The 24,282-nt window shown below is 66.9% G+C and carries 21 protein-coding genes; 5 read left to right on the top strand and 16 right to left on the bottom strand.

Annotated elements, in window-relative coordinates:
* From QZ853_RS15160 to QZ853_RS15225, 14 genes are all read right to left on the bottom strand, one after another.
* Window positions 1-1,063, bottom strand: a 1,063-nt coding sequence (locus tag QZ853_RS15160) for a flagellin (RefSeq protein ID WP_295574839.1), incomplete at its 3' end; no start/stop codon positions are given.
* A gap of 72 nt (window positions 1,064-1,135) precedes the next feature.
* Window positions 1,136-2,356, bottom strand: coding sequence for a flagellin (locus QZ853_RS15165; protein WP_295574842.1), 1,221 nt, complete (start codon window positions 2,354-2,356; stop codon window positions 1,136-1,138).
* Between the two features lie 418 nt (window positions 2,357-2,774).
* On the bottom strand, window positions 2,775-3,977 hold the full coding sequence (flgL, locus tag QZ853_RS15170; protein WP_295574845.1) for a flagellar hook-associated protein FlgL: 1,203 nt from the start codon (window positions 3,975-3,977) through the stop codon (window positions 2,775-2,777).
* A complete protein-coding gene (gene flgK / locus QZ853_RS15175) occupies window positions 3,974-5,854 on the bottom strand; it encodes a flagellar hook-associated protein FlgK (protein ID WP_295574848.1) in 1,881 nt (626 codons plus the stop codon). Before flgK ends, flgL begins: the two co-directional genes overlap by 4 nt.
* An 8-nt stretch (window positions 5,855-5,862) precedes the next feature.
* The gene (gene flgJ / locus QZ853_RS15180) at window positions 5,863-7,062 is read right to left on the bottom strand and encodes a flagellar assembly peptidoglycan hydrolase FlgJ (RefSeq protein WP_295574850.1); all 1,200 of its coding nucleotides are present in this window, start codon (window positions 7,060-7,062) and stop codon (window positions 5,863-5,865) included.
* 1 nt (window position 7,063) lies between these two features.
* Window positions 7,064-8,206, bottom strand: a complete 1,143-nt coding sequence (locus tag QZ853_RS15185; RefSeq protein WP_295574853.1) for a flagellar basal body P-ring protein FlgI — start codon at window positions 8,204-8,206, stop codon at window positions 7,064-7,066.
* Window positions 8,207-8,208: 2 nt separating this feature from the next.
* A complete protein-coding gene (gene flgH, locus QZ853_RS15190) occupies window positions 8,209-8,901 on the bottom strand; it encodes a flagellar basal body L-ring protein FlgH (RefSeq protein ID WP_295574855.1) in 693 nt (230 codons plus the stop codon).
* A 22-nt stretch (window positions 8,902-8,923) separates the two neighbouring features.
* On the bottom strand, window positions 8,924-9,709 hold the full coding sequence (gene flgG, locus QZ853_RS15195; protein WP_295574859.1) for a flagellar basal-body rod protein FlgG: 786 nt from the start codon (window positions 9,707-9,709) through the stop codon (window positions 8,924-8,926).
* A gap of 103 nt (window positions 9,710-9,812) precedes the next feature.
* Window positions 9,813-10,562 carry a flagellar basal body rod protein FlgF gene (locus tag QZ853_RS15200; RefSeq protein WP_295574861.1) on the bottom strand — a complete coding sequence of 250 codons (750 nt, stop codon included), beginning with the start codon at window positions 10,560-10,562 and terminating at the stop codon, window positions 9,813-9,815.
* 32 nt (window positions 10,563-10,594) lie between these two features.
* A complete protein-coding gene (gene flgE / locus QZ853_RS15205) occupies window positions 10,595-11,818 on the bottom strand; it encodes a flagellar hook protein FlgE (RefSeq protein WP_295574864.1) in 1,224 nt (407 codons plus the stop codon).
* 32 nt (window positions 11,819-11,850) lie between these two features.
* Window positions 11,851-12,534 (bottom strand): flagellar hook capping FlgD N-terminal domain-containing protein, encoded by a 684-nt coding sequence (locus QZ853_RS15210; RefSeq protein ID WP_197582840.1) that lies wholly within the window; start codon window positions 12,532-12,534, stop codon window positions 11,851-11,853.
* A 23-nt stretch (window positions 12,535-12,557) separates the two neighbouring features.
* Window positions 12,558-12,965: a flagellar basal body rod protein FlgC gene (gene flgC, locus QZ853_RS15215; RefSeq protein WP_033835497.1), complete on the bottom strand. Its 408-nt coding sequence runs from the start codon at window positions 12,963-12,965 to the stop codon at window positions 12,558-12,560.
* A gap of 3 nt (window positions 12,966-12,968) precedes the next feature.
* A complete protein-coding gene (flgB, locus tag QZ853_RS15220; RefSeq protein ID WP_295574869.1) occupies window positions 12,969-13,364 on the bottom strand; it encodes a flagellar basal body rod protein FlgB in 396 nt (131 codons plus the stop codon).
* Between the two features lie 147 nt (window positions 13,365-13,511).
* The gene (locus QZ853_RS15225; RefSeq protein ID WP_295574871.1) at window positions 13,512-14,456 is read right to left on the bottom strand and encodes a chemotaxis protein; all 945 of its coding nucleotides are present in this window, start codon (window positions 14,454-14,456) and stop codon (window positions 13,512-13,514) included.
* A 276-nt stretch (window positions 14,457-14,732) separates the two neighbouring features.
* On the opposite strand from QZ853_RS15225, the gene flgA reads away from it, so the two are divergent.
* The 4 genes from flgA to QZ853_RS15245 all read left to right on the top strand — a co-directional run bounded on the left by flgA (window position 14,733) and on the right by QZ853_RS15245 (window position 17,417).
* The gene (gene flgA, locus QZ853_RS15230) at window positions 14,733-15,389 is read left to right on the top strand and encodes a flagellar basal body P-ring formation chaperone FlgA (RefSeq protein WP_295574875.1); all 657 of its coding nucleotides are present in this window, start codon (window positions 14,733-14,735) and stop codon (window positions 15,387-15,389) included.
* 75 nt (window positions 15,390-15,464) lie between these two features.
* The gene (gene flgM / locus QZ853_RS15235) at window positions 15,465-15,770 is read left to right on the top strand and encodes a flagellar biosynthesis anti-sigma factor FlgM (protein ID WP_006444133.1); all 306 of its coding nucleotides are present in this window, start codon (window positions 15,465-15,467) and stop codon (window positions 15,768-15,770) included.
* Complete coding sequence (locus QZ853_RS15240; RefSeq protein WP_295574890.1) at window positions 15,767-16,105, top strand: flagellar protein FlgN; 339 nt, start codon at window positions 15,767-15,769, stop codon at window positions 16,103-16,105. The genes flgM and QZ853_RS15240 overlap by 4 nt, the downstream gene beginning before the upstream one ends.
* Window positions 16,106-16,196: 91 nt before the next feature.
* The gene (locus tag QZ853_RS15245) at window positions 16,197-17,417 is read left to right on the top strand and encodes an ATP-binding protein (RefSeq protein WP_295574892.1); all 1,221 of its coding nucleotides are present in this window, start codon (window positions 16,197-16,199) and stop codon (window positions 17,415-17,417) included.
* 44 nt (window positions 17,418-17,461) lie between these two features.
* Here the strand turns inward: QZ853_RS15245 and QZ853_RS15250 are convergent, their stop codons facing one another.
* Window positions 17,462-19,237, bottom strand: a complete 1,776-nt coding sequence (locus tag QZ853_RS15250; RefSeq protein WP_295574894.1) for an EAL domain-containing protein — start codon at window positions 19,235-19,237, stop codon at window positions 17,462-17,464.
* Window positions 19,238-19,241: 4 nt separating this feature from the next.
* Window positions 19,242-21,344 carry a PAS domain-containing sensor histidine kinase gene (locus QZ853_RS15255; RefSeq protein ID WP_295574896.1) on the bottom strand — a complete coding sequence of 701 codons (2,103 nt, stop codon included), beginning with the start codon at window positions 21,342-21,344 and terminating at the stop codon, window positions 19,242-19,244.
* A gap of 131 nt (window positions 21,345-21,475) precedes the next feature.
* Between QZ853_RS15255 and QZ853_RS15260 the strand changes: the two genes are divergently transcribed.
* On the top strand, window positions 21,476-24,235 hold the full coding sequence (locus QZ853_RS15260) for a GGDEF domain-containing phosphodiesterase (protein WP_295574898.1): 2,760 nt from the start codon (window positions 21,476-21,478) through the stop codon (window positions 24,233-24,235).
* Window positions 24,236-24,282: the final 47 nt, after the last annotated feature.

Below are 24,282 nucleotides of genomic sequence, written 5' to 3' on the forward strand. Positions count from 1 at the left end.
TGCGGCTACGCGAAGCCGACAGGTTTTCCGACGAGGTCTGCAGGTTGGCCACGACCGAGGTGAAGCGGTTCTGGATCGCACCGAGGTCGGCGCGGGTGCTGTTGATCGCACCCAGGGCCTTGTCGACGATTTCCATCGCCTGCTGGGCGCCCTTCACGGTGCTGACGTCCAGGTTGCTGGCGTACTTTGCCGCCGGCGCCGCCGCAGCGGCGGTGGCGGTGAAGGTCGGCGCGGTGGCGCCGGTCCAGGTGCCCGGGGTCGCGGTGATGGCCTTGAACGAGCCGTCAGCGTTGACGCTGTCCTTGACCGAGGTCAGGGTCACGCCAGCGGTGCCGTTCACTTCAGCGTAGACGCCGGTCTCGCCGATCTTGGCGTTGATCGCGGTCACCAGCGCTTCACGCGAGGCCTTGCCGGTGGCAGCGGCGTCGGCGCCCTGCTTGACCGAGACGTCGGCGATGGCCACACCGTTGATGGACAGGCCGGTGGTGCTGAAGTCGGCGTTGGTGCCCGGGTCGGCCAGGGCCAGCGAGTTGGTATCGAACCTCGCGCCGCCCAGGGCATTGGCCTTGGCATCGATGGTCTTGTCGATGGCGATGGCCTGGCCGGCGTTGGCACCGACCTGGAACAGCTGGCTGGAGAACGAGCCGTCCAGCAGCTTGGTACCGTTGAAGTCCGACTGCTTGGCGACGCGGTCGATTTCCGAGACCAGCTGGGTCACTTCGGCCTGCAGGGCCTTGCGGTCGCTGGCCGAGTTGGTGGCGTTGGAGGCCTGCACCGACAGCTCGCGGACGCGCTGCAGGTTGTTGCCGATTTCGGTCAGCGAGCCTTCGGCGACCTGGGCCAGCGAGATGCCGTCGTTGGCGTTGCGGATGGCCACGTCGGTACCGCGGATCTGCGTGCCGAAGCGCTCGGAGATCGCCAGGCCGGCGGCGTCGTCCTTGGCGCTGTTGATGCGCGAACCGGAGGACAGGCGCTGGATGGTGGTGGCCAGCGAGCTGCCGCTGGTGCTCAGGTTACGCTGAGCATTCAACGACATCGTATTGGTGTTGATGACTTGTGCCATGAGGAGAGGTCCTTGAGCGGTTGCACGTGAGTTGGGTTAGACGCCCCCGACGTGCCCCGGGGGCGGCTCATGTCAGCGCTGCAACAGGCTGAGCACGTTCTGCGGTACCTGGTTGGCCTGGGCCAGCATGGCCGTACCGGCCTGCTGCAGGATCTGGGTGCGGGTCAGTTCGGCGGTTTCCTTGGCGAAGTCGGTATCGCGGATGCGGCTGCGCGAGGCCGACAGGTTCTCCGAGGAGGTCTGCAGGTTGGCCACCACCGAGGTGAAGCGGTTCTGGATCGCGCCGAGGTCGGCGCGGACGCTGTTGACCGACTCCAGGGCCTTGTCGACGATGGACATCGCCTTCTGCGCGCCTTCGGCGGTGGTGACGTTCAGGTCCTTGACGAAGCTGGCCGCTGCACCAGTCAGGGTGCCGCCGTTGGTGCTGGTCTCGGTCAGGCCCAGGCCGGCGAGGGTGGCGGCGGTGACGCCGGTCGGCGGCGTTGCGGCACTGACGCTCAGGGCGAAGGTCTGGCCATCCTTGACCGAGGCCAGGCTGACGACGCCGGCATTGACCGAGGCCACCACACCGGTTTCGCCCAGCTTGTTGTTGATCGCCGCCGCCGTGGCCGAGGTGATCGATTCGCCGGCCTTTACCGTGAAATCGCTGATGGTGACCGTGGTGGCGGTGCCGCCCGGCGGGGTCACCGAGACCTGCAGGCCGGAGTAGGTGGTGTCGGCGGTGGCCTTGTCGGCGGCGGCCAGGCTGGTGCCGGTGTAGCCGTTGGCGAAGGTGGCCGCGCCCAGCGAATCGGCCTTGGCGTTGACCACGCTGTTGATCGCGATCGCCTGGCCAGCGTTGGCGCCGACCTGGAACAGCTGGCTGGTGAAGCTGCCATCGAGCAGCTTGGTGCCGTTGAAGTCGGCCTGCTTGGCGACGCGGTCGATTTCGCTGACCAGCTGGGTCACTTCGGCCTGCAGGGCCTTGCGGTCGCTGGCCGAGTTGGTGGCGTTGGAGGCCTGCACGCCCAGTTCGCGGATGCGCTGCAGGTTGTTGCCGACTTCGTTCAGCGAACCTTCGGCCACCTGGGCCAGCGAGATGCCGTCGTTGGCGTTGCGGATGGCCACGTCCAGACCGCGGATCTGGGTGGTGAAGCGCTCGCTGATGGCCAGGCCGGCGGCGTCGTCCTTCGCGCTGTTGATGCGCAGGCCGGACGAGAGGCGCTGGATGGTGGTAGCGAGCGAGCTGCCGCTGGTGCTCAGGTTGCGCTGAGCGTTGAGCGACATCGTATTGGTGTTGATTACCTGTGCCATGGGGTCGTCTCCTCTTATATGGAACCCGTTGGTGAATGAAGCGAAGCGCCGCCTGTTTTTTGTGTGGCTGTGTGCTTCGCCGTTGCCAAATGAATAACGGCGCTTTGTCAACAACCTTTAGCCGTGAATTCCGCTGAAGCTGCAATTCGTTGCCGGAGGCTGTTTTTCCGGAGTTTTCCGCCCTTTGCTGGGCGTGATGGCGTCACCGGAAGGGGCGGCCGGGCGAGCCCGGCCAGCGCTGATGAAGGTATCGGCGCGGGTGCCCCGGGCTTGATGGGCAATCACGGAAAATTCCCCGGACCGCCATCCCGGCAGCGCCGGGCCACGCCCGGCGACTGCAGCGATATCGACATCCGGAAACGAAAAAGGCCGCGATGCAAGGGCATCGCGGCCTTCCAGAGCAGGCGTTGTGGAAGCGTCAGCGGATCTTGTTGAACAGCGACATCGACTGCATCTGCGAGAAGATCGTCTGCGCCGCCTGCAGTGCAGTGCTCTGCAGCTGGTACTGGCTCAGTGCATCGGCGTAGTCGAGGTCGCGCATCTGCGACAGCGTGGTCTTCAACGTCACGCCGTTGGCCTCACGCATGTCGGCGGCGTTGTCCAGCGCCTTCAGCTGTGCGCCACCGGCGGCGCGCGAATCGATCATCCGTTCCGACGCACGTGCGACATCGCGCAGCGCGCTCTGCAGCTCGTTCTGCTGTGCGGACATCTTGGCGGTGGTGCCGGTGTCGGCATCCAGTGCGGCAATCAGCTTGTCCATGGTGTCGAAGATGTCGCGGCTGGTCGCGGGCGTGACGTTGAAGCTGTCCCCGGCCGCGGGCGCGCCGGTGATCTGCAGGCGCACACCGTTCACTTCAACGTTGTCGCCGGCCTTGAAGGTGCCGGTGCCGGTCACGTTGCCGGCACCGTCCAGCACCTGGTACTGGTCGGCGGCGGTGAAGCGGATGCTGAACGTCTGCCCGTTCCAGCTGTCACTGCCATCGCGGGTGATGTTGGTCAGCACGCCATTGCCGGTGTTGCCGGCCGCGGCATTGCCGTCGACGAACCCATCGCCTGTGGGGATGCGCATGAAGATCTCGCTGCCGGGCAGCGCATCGTGCACATAGGTATCCGGGCCGACTTCGATCTGGCGCTGGGTCTGGTCGCCACGGTAGACCACCTTGCCGTTGATCTTGGCGAATGGCGGATCACCGTCGTTGGTGCCGCCGAACACATAGCGGCCGGTGCCATCGTCGGCGTTGGCCAGCGACATCAGGCCGTCGCGGATCTGGTTCAACTCGGTGATCAACGTCTTCTTGTCGGCCGCGCTCAGCGCCGGGTTGCTGGCCTGGATGGTCAGATCATTGACGCGTGCCATCATGTCGTTGACCTGGGCCAGGGTGTTTTCCTGCACCCCGAGGCGGTTCTGCACGTTGCCTGCATTGAGCTTCATCCGGTCCAGTGCCGCCAGGCTGCGGTCAAGCCCGACTGCGGCACCGGCCGCGACCGGGTCGTCCTTGGCGCTGACGATCTTGCTGCCGGTGGCGATCTGCTGCTCCAGGTGGCTGAGCTTGGCCTGCTTGGCCATCATCAGCGACACCGACTGGTTGAACATCATGCTGGTGGAGATGCGGCTGCTCATCGGCGGACGGCTCCCAGGATGGTCTGGAACATGCTGTCGGCGGTGGAGATCAACTGCGACGCGGCCTGGTAAGCCTGCTGCAGGCGCAGCATGTCGGCGGCTTCCTCATCCAGGTTGACGCCGGACACTTCGTCGCGCGCCTCCTGCGCCTTGTCATTGATCACCAGCTGCGCCTCCAGCGAGTACTCGGCCGAACGTGCGGCGGCGCCGACCTGCGTGGTCAGGCCGCCCAGCGCACCGTTGAGGGTGACCGTGCCGCTGTTGAACGCCTTGGCGCTCTCGACTTTGGACAGGCGGGTCGCATTGCTGTTGTCCGACGAACCGGCCGGGGTCGGGGTGATGTTGAAGGTGTCGCCGACCTTGGGCGCACCGTCCAGCACGAAACTCCAGCCGTTGGCGCTGATGGTCTGGCCCGGTGTATAGGTCTGCGGCGGGCCGCCATCAATGGTGTAGGTGGTGGCCGAGGTGAACACGATCGCGGCCGGATTGCGCAGGTTCGCGTTGCTCGAATCGGTGACGGTGACCCCGCTGAGCTTGCCGGTGCCCGTGTTGGCGGTCGCGGCCGCACCCTTGACCGCAGCGGCGGCGGCGATGCGCGACGGATCGGTGATCGCCACTTCCATGCTGCCGGCCACCCCGGCGGTCGGCTGCAACAGGAAGCGGTCGTTGGCGGCCGGTGTGCCGCCGACCACCAGGTTGACGCCGTTGATCACCAGCGGATCGGCGGCGGTACCGGTACCGGTCAGCGGAATGCTGGCGCCGGTGTCGGCGCGGCTGGCCTTCCAGTTCGTGCCATCGAACTGCAGCATCACGTTCTGCGCGTCCAGCTTGCCCAGATCACCATACGTGGCGCTGAGGCTGGCGGTGCCGGTGTTGCTGGTGTTGCCGGTGACGCGCGGATTACCGATGTTGAAGAAGTCGCCACCGAGCTGGCCGTACAGGTCAACGCCCTGGTGGTGCACCTGGTTGAAGCTCTCTGCCAGGCCTACGGCCAGCTTGCCCAGTTCGGCCTGGGCCGGCGTCAGCACGGTGTCGCGGAACTCCAGCAGGCCGCCGATCTGCCCGCCGACCGCCTTCGGGTCGAGCCGGATCGTGTTGCCTTGGGTTTCCAGTGCCAGCTGCAGGCGCTCGGGCTGGTAAGGATCGGCCACGGTGCTCACCTTGGTCGCCGTGGTGCCCACCACCAGCGCGTTGCCGCCAGCGGTGTAGACGTTCATGATGCCGCCGTCCTGGATCACCGCGGTGCCGCCGGTGTAGCCGATCAGCTGGCTGATCAGCTGGTCGCGGCGATCGAGCAGGTCAGGCGCCGCGCTGGCGACATTGGTGCCGATGGCACCGTTGATCTGAGCGATTTCCTGCGCCAGTCGGTTGACCTCGGTGGCACCGGCCAGCAGGCCGTTGTTGACCTCGCTGTTGAGGTTGTTCAGGTGCGTGTTGAGCTGCACGAAGCGGTTGGCCAGGGCCTTGCCGCCGTCCAGCATGTTCTGGCGGTCGGCGGTGCCGGCAGCATTGGAGGACAGGCCGCTGACCGAGTCGAAGAACTTCGACCAGACGCCGGAGACATTGGTGGCCGCATCGGAGAACAGCGAATTGACCCGATCGGCCATGCCCGAAAGCTGCTTCAAGCGCGCCAGCTCACCGCTGCTGTCGAGTAGGCGCGAGATCGCCAGTTGGTCGGCGGTGCGGCGGATGTCAGTGATGCGGGTGCCGTTGCCGACCGTGCCGTAGCCATAGTTCTGCGGATCGGCGGTGGCGAAGTTGACCTTCTGCCGGCTGTAACCGGGGGTATTGAGGTTGGCCACGTTGTGGCTGGTGGTCGCCAACGCACGCTGGAAGGCGAGCAGGGCACCGGTACCGGTGGAAAGTACGCTGGACATGGGGTTCCTCAACGACGGGTGATACCCAGCGCCGCGGTTGCGGTGCTGGCGAAGGTCTGGCCAAGGCGCGAGCCGGCATCGGCCACGGCGGCGACGGCGCGCTCGATGGTCGGGCCGCCGGCGATCGCGGCGATCTTGGCCGCGTAACGCGGATCGGTGGCATAGCCGGCGCGTTGCAGGCCGCGGGCGAAGCCCTGCACATCCGTACCGGCCTGCAGTGCCTGCTGGTAGCGCGGGCTGGTCTTCAGCAGGCGCACGTAGTCGGCGAAGCTCTCGGCCGGCGAGCTGTAGGCGCGGAAGCTGGCGGTTTCGTTGCGGCGCACGCCGTCAACGTATTCATGGGTGCCGGCCTCGACGCGCTGCCCACTCCAGCCGGTGGCCTTGATCCCAAACAGGTTGTGCGAGGTGCTGCCATCGGCCTGGCGGATATGGCGCTTGCCCCAGCCGGTTTCCAGCGCGGCCTGGGCCACCAGTGCGCGTGCGTCGACGCCCAGTTCCCTGGCCGCGCTCTGCGCGTGCTGCCAGATGCTGGCGACGAAGCCTTCCGGCGTATGCGCACCCAGCTGGGCGACAGCGGTACGTGTGGCCATCGCGTCGGCAGGGCTGATCGCGGTACCGCGATTGCTGGCGGTGGCGGCCCACTGGTCGCTGCCCGCTGCCCAGTCCTCGCCCTGCAGGCCACCGATGTACGGATCCTCGGTGCCCAGCGAGCGGTGCATGCTGCTGCTCTCGCGGCCGGCGATCAGGTCCAGGGCCTGCTCCATCGGAGCCGCCGCGGCCTGCGCGCCCGACTGGGCGCCCGCCGCCATCTGCTGCAGCAGGCGCACCGCCTGGCTGCCGTCTTCCAGCGGCAGCGACGGGGCCGGCTTGGCCGGCGCATTCAACTGGTAGGCGCGACTGGCCTTGGCCGGGTCCACGCGGGTATCCAGCGCCGGGCCCTCGGCGGCCTGGCCGGACAACTGGCGGGCGATCATCCCCGACAGGCCCAGACCCTTGCCGCGCGTCATTGCCTCGGCAATCTTCTGGTCGTACATGTCGCGGAACATCTTGTTCTCGCCGGGGAACAGCGAGTCGCCGAAGCTGGCATCACGCATGCTCTTGACCAGCATCTGCGCGAACTGGCCTTCCAGCTGGCGTGCAACCTTGTCGATCTTGGCCGGATCGTTCTGTTGCGCCGGATGCAGATCGAATGCGGGAGTGATGCGCATGTCAGATCACCTCAAGCTCGGCGCTCAGTGCGCCGGCCTGCTTCAGGGCTTCCAGGATCGCGATGAGATCGCCCGGCGCCGCGCCCACGGCGTTCACGGCGTGGACGATCTCGTCCAGGGTGGTGCCGCCGCTGAACTTGAACATGCGGCTGCCATCGTTGGTGGCTGTGATGGTCGATTGCGGGGTGGCCACGGTGCGGCCGCCGGAAAGCGCGTTGGGCTGGCTGACGTTGGTGTTTTCCTGGATTGTCACCGTCAGCGAACCATGCGCGATCGCAGCGGGGCCAACGCGTACCTGCTGGCCGATGACCACGGTGCCGGTACGTGAATTGACCACAACCTTGGCCGGGGCGCTGCCAGGGGTCAGTTCCAGGTTCTCGATGCGGGCCAGCAGGCCGATGCGCGCACCTGGGTCGGTTGGCGCGGTGACGGCCACGGTCACGCCATCGACCGCACGCGCCGCGCCTTCGCCGAACGCGTTGTTGAGCGCAGCGACCATCCGCGAGACGGTGGTGAAATCGTTGTTGTGCAGGTTCAGGGTGATGTCGCCGCCATTGGCCAGCGGATCGGGCAGGGCACGCTCGACGGTGGCGCCATTGGGAATGCGGCCGACACTGGGGACGTTCACCGAGACCCGCGAACCGTCCTTGCCCTGCGCGCCGAAGCCACCCACGATCAGGTTGCCCTGCGCGATGGCGTAGATCTGGCCGTCGGCACCGCGCAGCGGGGCCATCAGCAGCGAGCCGCCGCGCAGCGATACCGCATTGCCAATCGAGGACACGGTGATGTCGATCGGCTGGCCCGGCTTGGCAAACGGCGGCAGCTCGGCATGGATCGCCACGGCGGCCACGTTCTTGAGCTGCGGATTGACGTTCGGCGGCACGTTGACGCCCAGTTCGCCGAGCAGGTTCTTCAGGCTCTGCACGGTGAAGGGCGCCTGGCTGGTGCGGTCGCCGCTGCCATCCAGGCCGACCACCAGGCCGTAGCCCACCAGCGCGTTGCCGCGCACACCACCGACCTGGGCCAGGTCCTTGATGCGCTCGGCGCTGGCCGGAAACGCAACGGCGATGACCAGGAAAAGCGCGCCGTGGAGCGACGCCATGCGTCGCTGCCAGGAAGAAGAGGAGAAGAGTTTCATGGCCATACTCAGAACGGCGTCAGGCCGGAGTTGAAGAAGCGGCTCAGCCAGCCCATCGCGTTGGACTGCGCGACAGGGCCGCGGCCGCCGTAGACGATGCGTGCCTCAGCCACGCGGCTGGAAGGCACAGTGTTGTCCGCGCTGATGTCGCCGGGGCGCACGATGCCCTGTACCTGCACCAGCTCGTCGCCCTGGTTCAGGCGCAGGTTCTTCTGCCCCTGTACCACCAGGTTGCCATTGGGCAGCCGCTGCACCACGGTGACGGTCACGCTGCCCTGCAGCCGGTTGCTCTGCGCACTGTTGCCCTTGCCGGTGAAATCACGCTTGCCGGTCGCGGTGGCGCTGAGGATGTCCTTGCCGCCGAGGGTGACCGGCGCGCCGAGGATGGACGGCGTGCCCAGGCTCAGGTTCGATTCCTTGTTGGTGGCAGTGTTGGCACTGGTCTGCGCGGTGGTATTTTCCAGCAGGGTGATGGTCAGCAGGTCGCCGACATCGCGTGCGCGGCGGTCTGAATACAGCTGCAGGGTCGGGCCGGCGGCATAGATCGCACCGGCGGTCGGCGCGGCCTGCGGCGGCACGATCGGCTGGATCGGCGCCATCGCCGGATACGGGCGCACATCGCCCGCGATCACGCAGCCACCGAGCAGGGCGACCACGGTGCAGGCGAGGGCAGTGCGGGCGAGTTTGAAAGTGAGCGACATGGCGTTTTCCCGGTTGGGCCGGTCAGAGCTTGTTGCTGAGGTAACCGAGCATCGAGTCGGTGGTGGAGATCGCCTTGGCGTTCATTTCGTAGGCGCGCTGGGTTTCGATCATCGACACCAGCTCTTCCACCACGTTGACGTTGCTGCCTTCCAGCGCGCCCTGCACCACGGTGCCCAGGCCATTCAGGCCCGGGTTGCCGTTCTGCGCCGGGCCCGATGCAGTGGTCTCCAGGAACAGGTTTTCGCCGCGCGCCTGCAGGCCGGCCGGGTTGACGAAATCGGTCAGGGTCAGCGCGCCCACCTCCACAGAGGCCGCGTTGTCGGCCATCTTCACGCTGATGGTGCCGTCGGTGCCGATGGTCACCGATTGCGCCCCTTCGGGAATCTGGATGCCTGGCTGTACCGGGTAGCCGCTGTTGGTGACCAGTTCGCTGTCCTGGTTGATCTTGAACGAGCCGTCGCGGGTGTAGGCCGAGCTGCCGTCGGGCATCTGCACTTCGAAGAAGCCGCGGCCGTTGACCATCACGTCAAGCGCGCGGCCGGTCTGCTGCTGGCTGCCCTGCTCGAAGTTCTTGGCGGTGGCGACCACGCGCACGCCGGTGCCCAGCTGCAGGCCGGTCGGCAGTTGTGTCTGTGCCGAGGAGGAGCCGCCGGGCTGGCGCACCTGCTGGTACAGCAGGTCCTCGAAGCTGGCACGGTCCTGCTTGAAGCCGGTGGTGTTGGTGTTGGCGAGGTTGTTGGAAACCACCGACATGCGCATCTGCTGCGCATCCAGTCCGGTTTTTGCGATCCACAATGCCTGGTTCATCTTCGCTGTCCTGTCTGGTGGAACTGGCCGCGCGGTGCGGCCCTTGGTATCGGGTGTGCAAGCGGTGTGCCAGCGCCGCCGCCAGGCGGGCGCCGGAATACCGTCAACTGCCCAGGCGCAGCAGGCTGTTGGCGCTGCGTGCGTTGTCGTCGCCGTGCTTGATCACCTGCACCTGCATTTCGTACTGGCGCTGCAGCTGGATCATCTGCACCAGCGCACCGGCGGCATCGACGTTGCTGCCCTCCAGCTGGCCGCTGTGCACCGCGGTGCCCTGCGCCGGCGCGAACGGCTGGCGCGGGTCGGTGTTGCGGAACAGGCCATCGAGGCCGCGCTCAAGCCGTTCGTCCGGTGCCTGCACCACCTTGATGCGGCCGACCTGGGCCATGGTCTGCGGGCCTTCGCCCTGCGGGATGATCGAGATCGTGCCGTCGGCGCCGATTTCCATCGCCTGGTAGGGCGGAATGGCGATCGGGTTGTTGTTGTCATCCAGTACCGGGCGGCCGCTGGAGGTCACCAGCTGGCCGTTGGGCGTCACCGACAGTGCAGCGCCGCGCGTGTACGCCTCGCTGCCATCGGAGGACTGCACGGCCAGCCAGGTGCCGGTCTGCAACGCCAGGTCCAGCGGCTTGCCGGTGATGTGCTGCGCGCCGGGCCGGCGGTTGAAGCCGGCGTCGACGTGCAGCGCATCCACCCGCGAGGCAAAGCCCGGGCCACGAATCGGGAAGGCTTCGGTGTTGGCCAGTGCTTCCTTGAAGCCGGGTGTGTCCGAGTTGGCGAGGTTGTGGCTGAGCGTTCCCTGCGCCTGCAGGGAGGCGCGGGCACCGGTCATCGCCACGTAAAGGGCTTTATCCATGCGGGGAGTTCCGTGATGGGCTCAGCAGCTCATCAACGGATGTTGATGACGGTCTGGGTGATCTGGTCCTGGGTGGTGATCATCTGCGCGTTGGCCTGGAAGTTGCGCTGCGCGGTGATCATGTTGACCAGCTGCTCGGTGAGGTCGACGGTGGACGCCTCCAGCGAACCGGCCTGGATCTTGCCGAGGTTGGAGGTGTCCGGCATCGCGGTGCGCGGCGTGCCCGATTCGAAGGTCTCCACCCACAGGTTGTTGCCCTTCGATTCCAGGCCCTGGGTATTGTTGAAGGTGGTCAGCGCGACCTGGCCCAGCGGCTTGTCGTCGCCGTTGGAGTAGCGCGCGTAGACCACGCCCGACTCGGACACGGTGATCTCGTTGAGCTTGCCGGCCGCATAGCCGTCCTGCTGAGTGTTGCGCAGCGCGAACTTCTCGCCGTACTGGGTCGAGCCGGTGATATCCAGCGTCATGTTCAGCTGGCCGGCGCCGGTGGTCGGGGTGAAGGTGCCGAGGCTGACCTTGCCGCTGGCCGGTGCTGTCAGCTTGCCGCTGTTGTCGAAGGTGACCGGGGTCGGTGCACCGGCCGGCTGGCCGTCGACATAATTGCGCACGGTCCATTCGTTCGGGTTAGCGCCCTTCACGAAGTACGAGACCTGGATGTGGCTCACGCCGAGCGAGTCGTACACAGTGATTCCGCCGCTGGAGTGGTTATAGCTGTTGGAGTCGGCGGGGTCGAACGTGGCCACCGTCGGCTGCTTGGCGTTGGCCGGCAGGGTGAAGCCCACCTTCACTTCGCTGGTCTGCTTCGGCGGGCTGTCGGTGGTCAGCAGCTGCAGATCGATCAGGCGGCCAGCGTCGAAGTTGGTGCCGTCGGCGTTCGGTGCGAACACCTGCAGGCGTGCACCCTGCGGGTTGACCACGTAGCCAGCGGCATCGGTCTGGAAGTTGCCGGCGCGCGAGTACACGCGCGAGCCGTTCATGTTCATGGTGAAGAAGCCCTCACCGGAAATGGCCATGTCCAGGCTGCGCCCGGTCTGCTCGTTGTGGCCCTGGATGAACTGCTGGGCGACGTTGGACACGCGCACGCCCGAGCCGGTCTGGTTCTTCGACAGGCCGTAGCTGGTGGAAGCGAACAGATCGGCGAACTCGGCGCGCGACTGCTTGAAGCCGGTGGTGTTGACGTTGGCGACGTTGTTGGCGGTGACGCTCAGGTCGGTGTTGGCGGCATTGATGCCGGACAGCGAGACATTGAAGCCCATGGGATGCTCCTGGTTGATGCGGAAGGTGCGGCTCAGCTGACGCGGAGCACGTAGTCGATCGGGGCCGTGCCCAGGCCCTTGAGGTTCAGGTACAGGCCGTCGGAACCGACGGTCACGCTTTCCACCGGTGCCTGCACATAGGTGGACAGCTTGGTGCTCTTGCCGGCGGTGTCGACGTGGTTGGCGACGATGGAGTACTTGCCCGGCTCCATGCGCTTGCCGTTGGCATCCTTGCCGTCCCACTGGAACGCGGTTTCACCGGCGGCCTTGGCCTCAACGCTCAGCGAGGTGACCTTGGCGCCGGTGGCGTCGGTGATGTCCACGGTGACGATGCCGGCCGAGGGCGCGGCGACCGTGCCTTCGACACTCCCTTCCTTTTCCAGCACCAGCTTTTCCGACGGCACCAGCACTTGGTGGCCGACCAGCGCCGCGCCACGCAGCACCTGGTCGCTGGCCATCGATTCCTGGAAGCCCTTCACCGTCTTGTTCAGATCGGTGATGCCCTGCACGGTGGACATCTGCGCCATCTGCGCGACCATCTGCGTGTTGTCCATCGGCTTCAGCGGGTCCTGGTGCTGCAGCTGCTCGGTCATCAGGCGCAGGAAATCGGCCTGGTCCAGCGTGTTCTTCTTCTTGGTGGCGTTGCTGTTGGGAGCGTTCAGGCCAAGTGCGGCGTAGACGTCCTGGTTGGTCTGGGTGTTGACTGAGGTGCTCATGGCGGTATCCGGTACTGCGGGCCTCAGCGGCCCATGGTCAGGGTGGCCAGAGCCAGTTCCTTGGCGGTGGTCAACATCTCCACGCCGGCCTGGTAATTGCGCGACGTCGAGATCAGGTTGACCATCTGTGCCACCGGATCGACGTCGGGCTGGTAGATGTAGCCATCGGCGTCGGCCAGCGGATGGCCGGGCTCGTAGCGCTTGATCGGCGCTGCATCGCTCTGGGTGATCTCCTTGACCTTCACCGAGGTGATGTTCGGATCGTTCTTGCTGGTGACGGCCTGGAAGATCGGTTCCAGGGGCTTGTACACCGCGTCGGCGGAGCCGGCGACGGTGTCGGCGTTGGATAGGTTGGAGGCGATGGTGCTCATGCGCACCGACTGCGCCTGCAGCGCGGAGCCGGCGATATCGAAGATCGGCAGGTTGCTCATGGCTTATTGCCCCGTGATCGCGGTCAGCATGGAACGCACCTTGCTCTCGACGAAGCTGAGCGAGGCACGGTATTCAAGTGCGGCACGGCCATAGGCGGCGCGCTCGGCATCGGGATCGACGGTATTGCCGTCCAGGCTGGGCTGCGCGCCTTCGCGTGCGATCTGGAACGGATTCAGGCCACTACTGATCTCGTAGTGCTGCTCGTGGGTGGTGGCCATCAGGCCATTGGCATCCTGGCCCTGGGCGTGGCGCAGGGCGGCATCGAAGTCCAGGTCCTGGGCCTTGTAGCCGGGCGTATCGGCATTGCCGAGGTTGCTGGCGATCAGCTTCATCCGCTGTTCGCGCAACGGCATGGCCTGGGCATGGACGCCCAGATAGTCGGTAATCAGGTTGCGCACGGTGCACTCCCACGGGAACGTTGCCCGGGAAGCTGCAAGCGGTGTGCCAGAACGTGAGCGCTGCCGGGCATGGCCCGGCACTACCGATCGGGTGAGGGAGGTCCCGGTAGCGCCGGGCCATGCCCGGTGGAGGCGCGCGGGGCGGCCCTAAGCCGCCATCGCTACCTTGCGCAGGCGGTCCAGCACGAAGTCGGCCAGCTCGTGCGGCGAGTACTTGGCGACGAAGGCATTGGCGCCGACGCGCTCGACCATCGCATTGTTGAATACGCCCGACAGCGAGGTGTGCAGCAGCACGTACAGGCCGGCCAGGCCCGGATGGCGCCGGATTTCCGTCGTCAGCGTGTAGCCGTCCATGGCCGGCATCTCGATGTCCGAGATGACCATGGCATAGCGCTCGGCCGGGTTCTCGCCCGAAGCGTGGATCTGCAGCAGATGATCCAGCGCTTGCTTGCCGTCGGAGAGCAGGGTGGCGCCCACGCCCAGCTGGTCCAGCACGCTGCGGATCTGCTGGCGGGCCACGCGCGAGTCGTCCACCACCAGCACCTGCAACTGCGGGCCATCGGACGGCATTGCCATTGCCGGGTCGAGCACCGCTTCGCCGCGGACCTGGGCGATGTCGGCCAGTACGCTCTCGACGTCGATCACCTGGATCAGCTCGCCCTGGAAGCGGGTCACTGCGGTCAGGTAGCTGGATTCGGCGCCCAGCTCGGGTGGTGGATGGATGTCTTCCACCGCGATGTTGACGATGCGTTCCACGCCGCTGACCAGGAAGCCCTGGATCGAGCGGTTGAATTCGGTGACGACCAGGTAGCCGGGCGCAGTGTCCGCCTCCGGCTCACGCTCGGGATGGCCAATGGCCAGTCCCAGATCGAGCACCGGTACCGAGCGGCCACGCACATCGGCCACGCCGGCGAACTGTCCAGGCAGCCCGGGCACCTGGAACAGTTCCGGGCGCCGCAGGACTTCCTGCACCTTGAAGACATTGACGCCAAAAAGCTGACGTCCGCCGAGACGGAACAGCAGCAGCGCCAGGCGGTTGTGGCCGGCCAGTCGGGTCCGCTGGTCGATCCGGTTGAGCAGGTCATGGGACATGGCTGCTGTATCGGCGCTGCAGTGGCAGAACTTGAGGGTGGTCTGCCACACGCGTGTTCCGCATCGCTTCTGCTTTTTTGTAGAGCCGGCTGTTAGTCGACTGCTCTTATCCGATCGCGGGAAATCCCGCGCTTCGCGCGAAAGTCGACCAACAGTCGACTCTACCCATCCCGATCCCCATCCTCGGTCCCCCGATCCCATCCCGGCCAAGAGGCTCTGCCCCTCTGGCACACCCCTTGCACGCAGTTGGGCCAGATCCCATCGACAGGAGGCGCCATGCGCCGGGTCACATCTCTATTGGCCATCGCGCTTGCCCTGGCCTCGCCGTGGGCGGCTGCCTCCGACTGGCAGCCCGTCGCCAGCATCCGCGCCGCAGCGCTGACGACTTTGCCGGCGGGCAGCGAGGGCGAGGCCCAGGTGGCCGACGCCCTGCGCCTGCCCAAGTGCAGCGGCGCGCTGCAGGTTCAGCCTACCGCCACTACCACGGTCGAGGTCAGCTGCCCGGACGCTGGCGGCTGGCGCCTGTTCGTACCGGTGAAGGTGCGGCGCAACCAGAACGTGCTGGTGCTCAATCGTGGAATCGGCACTGGAGAAACCATCACCGCCGCCGATATCACGACTGCCCAGCGCGACGCAGCGCGGATTGCCGGTGCGGTGCTGTCCGACCCCAACGCGGCGGTCGGCCGTCTCGCCCGCCGTCCATTGCAGGCCGGGGCCCTGCTGTCGAACAATGACTTGGTGGTGCAGCGTCTCATCAAGCGAGGAGACAATGTGGCCCTGGTCTCGCGTCGCGGCTCGGTCGAGGTCCGCATTGCCGGCCGCGCGATGGGTGATGCCGGTGAGAACGAACGGGTCTCGGTGGAGAACCTGTCCTCGCGGCGGATCGTGCAGGGCACGGTCGATGCCGCAGGTGACGTAATCGTGGCGCGTTGAATTACCGCAGAATATCCCTAAAGATCACGGCCCTGCGGCCGTTATCCCTTGTGAACGGCAACTCCAGGACACCCCATGAGCCAGAAAATCGACGGCAACCTGCAGGTCCCCCAGGCACTGCGCAGCGTGACGACCCCGGCCAGCAAGCCTGGCGTCAGCAGCGATTCGCCGGCACGCCCGGTCGAGGCCGCCGACAGCCTGCGCCTGACCGGCGAGGCCACCAATCTTCAGGCCATCGAGCGTGAGCTGACCACCGCCCCGGCAATCGATGCCCAGCGCGTGGCGGCCGTGCGCGAGTCGCTGCAGAACGGCACCTACAAGATCAATCCGGACGCGATCGCATCGCGCATGCTCGATCTGGACCAGCAGCTGCAGGGATGACCGCAGCGATGAGCGAGCCGCTGCAGCGTCTCGCCCAGGCCCTGGACGTTGAGCGCCAGGCCCTGGTCGAGCACGATGTGCACGCCCTGATCCGCGCCACCGGTGCCAAGCTGGAGGCGTTGCGAGCGCTGGAAGGCGCACCGCCGGTCGGCGAGGGCGAACGGCTGCAGGAACTGGCCGAGCGCAATCGCGCCAATGGCGTGCTGCTGTCGCGCCGCCGCCGTGAGGTCAACTGGGCGCTGCGCCAGCTGGGCCGTACCGAAGACGCCTCGGCGTACGACGCCAAGGGCCAGTCGCACACGGTCACTGCACGCCGCCCCCTCGCCGTCGCCTGACGCGACGGCAGCTGTGCTCTGTATTCCGGCGGGCTGAAGCCCGCTGCGCGACCGCGTATATTGGGCGCCTGTTCGAACGCCCCGAGTCGCCGTGTCCGCTGCCAACGCCCTGGTTACCGCCCCCCTTCCGCCGCAGCCGGTGCTGCAGGCGCTGCTTGAGCGCCTGCGCGAAGGCCTGCTTCTGTTCACCGAGGACGGGCAGGTCGCGCTGGCCAACCCGGCCGCGCAGAACCTGCTGGCCGGCGGCGAGGACGGCGCGCTGCCACCGCCGCAACGGCTGCGCGAACTGCTGCCGCCGGATGCGCTGGAGCAGGCGCGCCAGCATGGTCACTGGAATGGCAGCCTGCCGCTTGGCGAGGGCGTGGTCATCGCCCACCTGTACCACCACGGCCCGGCCGGTGAAGGGCACTTCCTTGCCCTGTTCCGGCATATCGAAGGGCAGGAAGACTACGAGCGCGAGCTGCAGCAGCGCCACGCCGAACTGCGCCAGGCCTACCTGCGCCTGAACGGTACGCAGGAAAAGCTGCTGCAGTCCGAGAAGATGGCGTCGATCGGCCAGCTCGCCGCCGGCGTTGCGCACGAGATCAACAACCCGATCGGCTACGTGCATTCCAACCTGGGCAGCCTGCAGGAATACCTGCGCAGCCTGTTCACCGTCATCGAGGCCTACGAGCGCGCCCTGCGTGCCCCGGATCCGAAGGCGCTGATCCCGGAAATCGACGATATCCGTGACCGCCTGGACATCGATTTCATCAGCCGCGACCTGCCGCAGCTGATGGCCGAGTCGCGCGAGGGCATCGAGCGTGTGACCCGCATCGTGCGCGACCTGAAGGACTTCTCGTATTCCGGCCGTGACGAGTCGTGGAAGCTGGTCGACCTGCATGCCGGCCTGGAATCGACCATCAACATCATCTGGAACGAGCTCAAGTACAAGGTCACCCTGGTGCGTGAATTCGGCCAGCTGCCGTTGGTGGAGTGCCTGCCGTCCGAGTTGAACCAGGTCTACATGAACCTGCTGCTCAACGCTGGCCATGCCATCGCCGAGCGCGGCACCATCACCGTGCGTACCGGTGTTGATGGCGATCATGTCTGGGTCGAGTTTGAAGACACCGGCGGCGGCATCTCGCCGGAACTGCGCCAGCGCATCTTCGATCCGTTCTTCACCACCAAGCCGGTCGGCAGCGGTACCGGCCTGGGGCTGTCGATCTCCTACAGCATCATCAACAAGCACCACGGCCGCATCGACCTGGACAGCACCCCGGGTGTCGGCTCGCGCTTCCGCGTGGTGTTGCCGATCAAGCAGCCGCGCTGACCTCGCTTCTGTAGAATCGAGCCCTGCTCGGCTCTACAGGTGGGTTACCGCAGCGGCGAGCGGTCCTCGCCACCCTCTCCGCTTTCCACCGGTGCCGGCCCGCCATTGCTGCGGCGCTGTTCCTCGTAGGTGCGGAACGCCTGGTGGATGTGCTTGCGCAGCTCATCGTCGTTCCACGGCTTGGTCAGGAACCGGTAGATCGCGCCGCGGTTGATCGCGTCGGTCACCGTGTTCAGATCGGTGTAGCCGGACAGCACCAGGCGGATCGTATCGGGGTACAGCATTTTCACCCGGCCCAGGAATTCGGTGCCGCTCATGTCGCTCATGCGCTGGTCGGACAGGATCACCTGCACGTCGTTGATCGCCAGCAGGTCGAACGCATCGCGCACGTTGCCCGCCGCCAGGATGCGGTAGCCATCGCGGCGGAACAGCCGCACCAGCGAGCGCAGCACGTTCTCCTCGTCGTCCAGCAGCAACAGGGTGCGGTCCGGGCGGGTCTCGGCGAAGGCCTCCGGGCGCAGGTAGCGGCGGCGCAGGGTCATGCCGGCGGCATCGGCCGACATCGGTTCGCCGAACAGATAGCCCTGGAACACGTCGCAGTCGTTGCGGCGCAGGAAGCCCAGCTGCGCCTGCGATTCAACGCCGTTGGCGATCACGGTCATGCCCAGCTGGTGGCCCATGGCGATGATCGCGCGGGCGATGGCCGCCTCGCGGTTGCCGGCCGGCGCGCTCTTGATGAAGCTGCGGTCGATCTTCAGCTTGTCCACCGGATAGCGCACCAGCGCACTCAGGCTGGAATCGCCGGTGCCGAAGTTGTCCAGGCTCAGGCTGATGCCTTCATTGCGCAGGTTGGCCAGCGTTTCATGCACGAAGTTGACGTTGTTGGTCAGCGCGCTTTCGTTGATTTCCAGCGTCAGCATCTGCGCCGGCACGCCGGCGGTCTGCAACAGCGACATCACTTCGGCGAAGAAATTCGGGCGCAGCAGCTGCAGGGTCGACACGTTCACAGCGATGGTGAAGTCGTCGAAGCCCTGGTCGCGCCACAGCCGGGCCTGCTTCAGCGCGCCTTCCAGCACCCAGGTGCCGATCTGCACGATGATGCCCAGTCGCTCGGCAGTTCGCATGAAACGCTCAGGCACAAGCATGCCCAGGGTCGGGGACTGCCAGCGCAGCAGCGCTTCCATGCCCACCACGTGGCCATCGCGGGCGCTGACCAGCGGCTGGTAGCGCAGTTTCAGCTCGCCATTGGGAATGGCATCGATGATCTGGCGCGCGATGATGCTCTCGCTGTGCGCGCTCGGCGGCGTGTCCACCGCATGGATGCGCACCGCGTTGCCGCCTTCGCGCGCGGCCTGGTACAGCGCGTCCTCGGCATGGTCCAGCAGGCGCGAGGTGCTGCTGGCATGTTCCGGGCACAGGCTCACTCCCAGCTTGCCGGTCATGAACAGCGTGTACGGCAGCACCGACAGCGGCAGCTCCATCTGCTGGCGGATCTCTTCAGCGAAGTCCTCCGGCAGCGGCACGTCAGCGGTGCGCGGCACCGCGATCAGGAACTCGTCACTGCCGTGGCGCCACAGCTTGCCGCGCCCGCGCAGGTAGGACTGCAGCCGCTGCGCCACCAGTACCAAGGCCTGGTCACCCACTTCGGCGCTCATGTTCTCGTTGACCGAGGCGAAATGGTCGATATCCACGTGCATCAGCATCAGCGTGGTGCCGCCCGACGCCGCCTCGGCGACCATCGCCTGCAGCTCGGGGTTGCCGGCGCCGAGGCGGTCAGGGGCATCATCGATGCTGACCGGGGGCAGGTTGGGATTCCACATAGGCTCAGTATTCCGGTGACTCGACGGCGGCCATGCTGGCCGCCTGGTAGGGGAGATGGACGTCGATCAGGGTGCCTTCGCCATGCGCGGACTCGATCCGCACATGGCCGCCGACACTCTGCGCGCGCTCGCGCATCACGATCAGGCCCAGTCCGCGCGGTCCGTCCGGGTCGAAGCCCTCGCCATCATCGCGGATCTGCAGGTGCAGCCCGCGCTGGCCGACGTCGCGCAGCTGCAGCTGCACCTGGCTGGCGCGCGCATGGCGCAGCACGTTGGTCAGGCTTTCCTGGGCGATGCGGAAACAGGCCTGCTCAATGCTGTTGTCGGGGCGGTGCGGCAGCGGCTCGATCTCGGCCAGCAGTTCCACCGGTGAGGAGCGGAACAGCACGCGCGCCTGCCAGCTCAGCGCGGCTTCCAGCCCCAGCGCGTCCAGCTGTGGCGGGCGCAGCAGGGTGGAGATGTCGCGCAGTTTGGCCACGGTGGTGTCGGCCAGCCCGACGATCTGCGCGAGGTCCTCGGCGCGGCGCTGCGGGTCGTCCTCTTCCTGTGCGGCACACGCCGATAGCTTGATCGCGGTGATCGCCTGGCCGATGTCGTCGTGCAGATCGCGCGAGATCGCACGGCGCTCGTCCTCCTGCAGCGAGAACAGCCGGCCGGCCATCGCCTGCAGTTCGCGGTTGCTGGTTTCCAGTGCGCTGCGGGTGCGCTCGGCATCGCTCAGGTCGCGCACGATCAGCAGCTTGCAGTCGCGCCCGCCGTAGCGCACTTCGCCCACGGCCAGCCCGGCCTGGAAGCTGCGTCCATCCGCACGCTGCATCGCCACCACGCTGCTGTGCCCGGGACCCAGGTGCGGCTGCCCGACCCGCAGCTGGCTGCGCACGCGTGCCAGGTCGGTGGCCGCCACCAGTGCCGACAGCGGCTCGCCCAGCAGGGTGTGGGTGCCATAGCCGAACAGGCTGGCGGCCCAGGCGTTGGTGTACAGCACGTGTTCGTCGGAAAGGATCACCACGCCATCGGGCAGCACCCGCACCAGTTCGCGGAACTGTTCCTCGCGCTCGCGCAGCAGGCGCCGCGACTGTTCATGCTCGGTCACGTCCTGCAGGGTACCCAGCACGCGATCGCGGCCGGCCTCATCAAGGCCACTGGTGGCGCGCAGGTGCACCGTCAATGCGCGGCCATCCATCGACAGCAGTGGCAGCAGCACGTCCACCTGCACCGTGTCGCCCGAGCACAGATCGGCCAGGAGCTGCTCGGTCTGGGCCGCGGTGGCCGGATCGGCCGGTACCAGCAGTTCGTCAAAACGGTGCCAGCGCCGGGCCTCGGGCGGGCGCCGCCCAAGCAGGCGATAGACCTGGTTGGAGTAGCGGCCCAAGCCGCTGGACGGGTCCAGTTCCCAGGCGCCGATGCGGGCCAGCTCATGCGCCTCTTCCACGCGCGCCAGCGCCTGGTCGCGACGCAGCTGCGCCAGGTCTTCGGCGGTGCGGTCAATGGCGATCAGCAGGCGCGCGTTGTGGCCGTCGTAGCTGATGGCATTGGAGCGCAGTTCCATCTGGCGCAGGCTGCCATCGCGCAGCTGCAGCTGCGTGCGCAGGATGCACAGCTCCTCCGGCGCTTCGCGGATCGCTTCCAGTTTGGTCTGCAGGGCTTGGTCCTGGCCCGGCGGCCACAGCGCGTCGATGGTCTGTTCCAGCAGTTCGTCGCGCTCCCAGCCGAAGGTGCTGCAGGCGGCGGGGTTGGCGTCGAGGATGGCCAGCGTATCCAGGTCGTAGACCAGGATCGGGCCAGGATTGCCCTCGAACATCTGCCGCAGACGCAGCTCGGAGGCTTGCTGACGGGCGTGGGTGTGCAGCACATGCTCGGCCAGCGGGCGCAGCAGCAGATACAGCAGGCCGGCACTGGCGAGCGCGAAGAACGAGCCCTTCACGCCCTGCCAGACCGCGGCCTGTTGCGGGTCGGGCACCAGTGCCTGCACGGCGCTGTCGGACGCGATCATCCAGGCCAGTGCCATCACCAGGTAGCTCAGCACCACCCGCCGCCGGTCACGGCTCAGCGCCTGCGCCATCCGCGGGTCTGGAACAGGGGCGTTGCCGGTCGGTTCTGCGGGCATGGACGGCGTGGATGAAAGGGGCGCCGGCCATCTTACCGCGCAGGTGTGCCCTGACCACTCAATTATCCGCCGCAGGCGCCGTTAACCACTGCGTGCCCCGCTGACGGGCGTGTCATCCGGAGCAAGATCGCGTGGACCAAGGGATCATCGCCAGCCTGCTGCAGCACCCGCTTGCTTCGGCTCTGGTCATCGTCGACCGTACCGGGCGCCCCCTGGCCGCCAATCCGGCTGCGCGCGAGCATGGGTTGCCGGCTACCGTGGCAGCGTATGCGCCGATGCTGGAAGATCTGCGCCTGATGGCCGCTGATGGTGGCATCGTGGCGTGTACGTTGCCGGGCGGCCCACGTGGCCACTACGACGGCCACCTGCGTGCGGTGCATGACGGCGCCGGCAACCTGCTGGCCTTCACGCTGAGCATTCCCGAGCCGGCACCGGTCGATGGCGGTGGGCGGTGGGAGCTGGCACTGGACAGTGCTGGCCACAGCCTGTGGGACTGGGATATTCCCAGCGACCGCGTGGCCAGGACCCCGGCGCTCGGTGACGAGATGGCCACCGGAATGCTGTCACGCGTGCACAGCGAGGACATCGTGCAGGTACGCGCGGCGCTGGACGAGCACCTTCGTGGACACAGCGAGCAGTACAGCGCCCAGTTCCGCTTCCGCCAGGCCGATGGCCAGTGGCGCTGGGTGCTCGACCGTGGCCGCGTGGTGGCGCGAACCGCCGACGGCCAACCGTTGCGCATGGTCGGCACGCATACCGATATCGAGCAACAGAAGCAGCTTGAATCGCTGCTGCAGGAACAGCAGCTGCACCTGAGCGAGGCGCAGCGCATCGCCAGCATGGGCAGCTGGTCGTTCGACCCCACTACGGGCCATTTCTGGTGGTCGCCGGAACTGCGTTCGCTGCTGGCGCTGGAGCAGGGTGCCGTGCCTGGCCAGCGGCGCTGGTTGAAACAGCTGCATCCCCGCTCGCGCGGTGCGTTGCGCGCGGCCTGGCGGCGGCTGTGGCGCGATGGCCGCGCCGCCAATCTCGAACTGGAACTGACCCGCGGCAGCGAGCCCTCGCAGCACCTGCGGTTGTGGATGCAGCCGCTGCTGGACATGGATGGGCAGCCCAAGCGCCTGCTGGGCCAGGTACAGAACATCACCGAGCAGCACCAGACCGATGCGCTGATCCGCTGGCGCACCGAACTGCTCAACCGGGTTTCCGCGCTGGGCCGCATCGGTGGCTGCGAGATCGAGGTGCAGACCCGGCACATGCAGTGGACCGAGGAGTGCTACCGCATCCACGGCCTGCGCAAGGAGCCGATCACCCTCGACCAGGCGCTGGCGCTGTACACCGAGGACTCACGCAACGCCTTTGAAGCGGCGTTGGTACGTATCGCCAATGGCGGTCTGCCTGAACAGCTGGACCTGTGTTTCTATCGCCAGTCCGGCCTGCGCGTCTGGGTGCAGGTGCTGGTCGAGCTGGACCGTCGTGATGGGCTGCCGCCGCGCTTCGTGGTGCTGTTCCGTGACATCACCCGTGAGCGCGAAGCCAATGAGCGCATCGAACTGCTGGCCCACTACGATCTGCTGACCGGCCTGCCGAACCGCGTCCTGCTCGGCGAGCAGACCGCCGAAGCCATCGAGGAAGCACGCGACCGCGGCACTTCGCTGGCGATGCTGTTCATCGACCTGGACGGCTTCAAGACCATCAACGACAGCTTCGGCCACGCTACCGGCGATGCGCTGTTGAAGGCCGCTGCCACCCGCCTGCACCAGAACCTGCGCAACAACGATCTGTTCGGCCGCTTCAGCGGCGACGAGTTCATCGTCGTGCTGCGTGACCTGGCCGAGCCGGAGGACGCCGGCCACGTCGCACGCAAGCTGATCGCCTCGCTGGCCGAGCCGCTGCGTCGCGGCGACACCACGCTGAAGGTCGGCGCCAGCGTCGGCATCGCAATGCTGGGCGATGCACAGACCGACTTCGATTCATTGCTGCGCGCTGCCGACGCTGCCATGTACGCGGCCAAGGAAGCTGGCCGCAACACCTATCAGTATTACAGCCAAGATGCGCTGGCCCGCATCCAGCGACGGCTTGAGCTGGAACACGGCCTGCACGGCGCGATCGAGCGCGAAGAGTTCAGCCTGGCCTACCAGCCACTGCTGCACGCCCACCACGGCGAGCCGCCGGCGATCGAAGCGCTGCTGCGCTGGCATCGGCCGGGTATCGGCTACTGCAGCCCGGCCGAGTTCATTCCCATCGCAGAGAAATGCGGCGAGATCGTACGGATCGGCGACTGGGTACTGAACGAGGCCTGCCGCCAGGCCACCGCCTGGGACCGCGCAGGACTGCGCTTCGACCGCATCGCAGTGAATGTTTCAGCGGTACAGCTGCGCGACCGCGGCTTTGCCGAGCGCGTGATCGAGATCTGCCATGCCCACGGCTGGCCGCCGCAGCGGCTGGAGCTGGAGCTGACCGAATCCGCGTTGATCCGTGACACCGACGTCCTGCGCCACTGCTTCGACGTGCTGGAACGGCACGGTGTGCCGCTGGCGGTGGACGACTTCGGTACCGGCTTCTCCAACCTCAACTACCTCAACCGCTTCCCGGTCGGGCGCCTGAAGATCGACCGCAGTTTCGTGCAGGGCATGCTGCACGATTCGGGCACGGCCGAAGTGACCCAGGCGATCGTGCATCTGGGCCACGCGCTGGGCATGAAGGTGGTGGCCGAGGGCGTGGAAACGCACCAGGAAGAAGACATGCTGCGTCGCCAGGGCTGCGACGAGATTCAGGGTTACCTGTACTCGCGCCCGCTCAGCCCGCGCGACCTGGCGCAGTGGCTGCGCCAGCCCCTGCCGGCCTCGGCGCGCACCGACGCCAGCGGCGAAGTGGTGCTGGTGGGCTGAGAAACCCCGACGCCGGCAGGTGCCGACCGTTGGTCGGCACCAATGCC

Source organism: uncultured Stenotrophomonas sp. (assembly GCF_913778665.1).
Classification (GTDB): domain Bacteria; phylum Pseudomonadota; class Gammaproteobacteria; order Xanthomonadales; family Xanthomonadaceae; genus Stenotrophomonas.

Excerpts from the sequence above, each read along its gene's own strand:
- QZ853_RS15165 (WP_295574842.1), bottom strand. The coding sequence starts at position 2,356 with ATGGCACAGGTAATCAACACCAATACGATGTCGCTCAACGCTCAGCGC.
- flgL (WP_295574845.1), bottom strand. The coding sequence starts at position 3,977 with ATGAGCAGCCGCATCTCCACCAGCATGATGTTCAACCAGTCGGTGTCG.
- flgK (WP_295574848.1), bottom strand. The coding sequence starts at position 5,854 with ATGTCCAGCGTACTTTCCACCGGTACCGGTGCCCTGCTCGCCTTCCAG.
- flgJ (WP_295574850.1), bottom strand. The coding sequence starts at position 7,062 with ATGCGCATCACTCCCGCATTCGATCTGCATCCGGCGCAACAGAACGAT.
- QZ853_RS15185 (WP_295574853.1), bottom strand. The coding sequence starts at position 8,206 with ATGGCCATGAAACTCTTCTCCTCTTCTTCCTGGCAGCGACGCATGGCG.
- flgH (WP_295574855.1), bottom strand. The coding sequence starts at position 8,901 with ATGTCGCTCACTTTCAAACTCGCCCGCACTGCCCTCGCCTGCACCGTG.
- flgG (WP_295574859.1), bottom strand. The coding sequence starts at position 9,709 with ATGAACCAGGCATTGTGGATCGCAAAAACCGGACTGGATGCGCAGCAG.
- QZ853_RS15200 (WP_295574861.1), bottom strand. The coding sequence starts at position 10,562 with ATGGATAAAGCCCTTTACGTGGCGATGACCGGTGCCCGCGCCTCCCTG.
- flgE (WP_295574864.1), bottom strand. The coding sequence starts at position 11,818 with ATGGGCTTCAATGTCTCGCTGTCCGGCATCAATGCCGCCAACACCGAC.
- QZ853_RS15210 (WP_197582840.1), bottom strand. The coding sequence starts at position 12,534 with ATGAGCACCTCAGTCAACACCCAGACCAACCAGGACGTCTACGCCGCA.
- flgC (WP_033835497.1), bottom strand. The coding sequence starts at position 12,965 with ATGAGCAACCTGCCGATCTTCGATATCGCCGGCTCCGCGCTGCAGGCG.
- QZ853_RS15225 (WP_295574871.1), bottom strand. The coding sequence starts at position 14,456 with ATGTCCCATGACCTGCTCAACCGGATCGACCAGCGGACCCGACTGGCC.
- flgA (WP_295574875.1), top strand. The coding sequence starts at position 14,733 with ATGCGCCGGGTCACATCTCTATTGGCCATCGCGCTTGCCCTGGCCTCG.
- flgM (WP_006444133.1), top strand. The coding sequence starts at position 15,465 with ATGAGCCAGAAAATCGACGGCAACCTGCAGGTCCCCCAGGCACTGCGC.
- QZ853_RS15240 (WP_295574890.1), top strand. The coding sequence starts at position 15,767 with ATGACCGCAGCGATGAGCGAGCCGCTGCAGCGTCTCGCCCAGGCCCTG.
- QZ853_RS15250 (WP_295574894.1), bottom strand. The coding sequence starts at position 19,237 with ATGTGGAATCCCAACCTGCCCCCGGTCAGCATCGATGATGCCCCTGAC.
- QZ853_RS15255 (WP_295574896.1), bottom strand. The coding sequence starts at position 21,344 with ATGCCCGCAGAACCGACCGGCAACGCCCCTGTTCCAGACCCGCGGATG.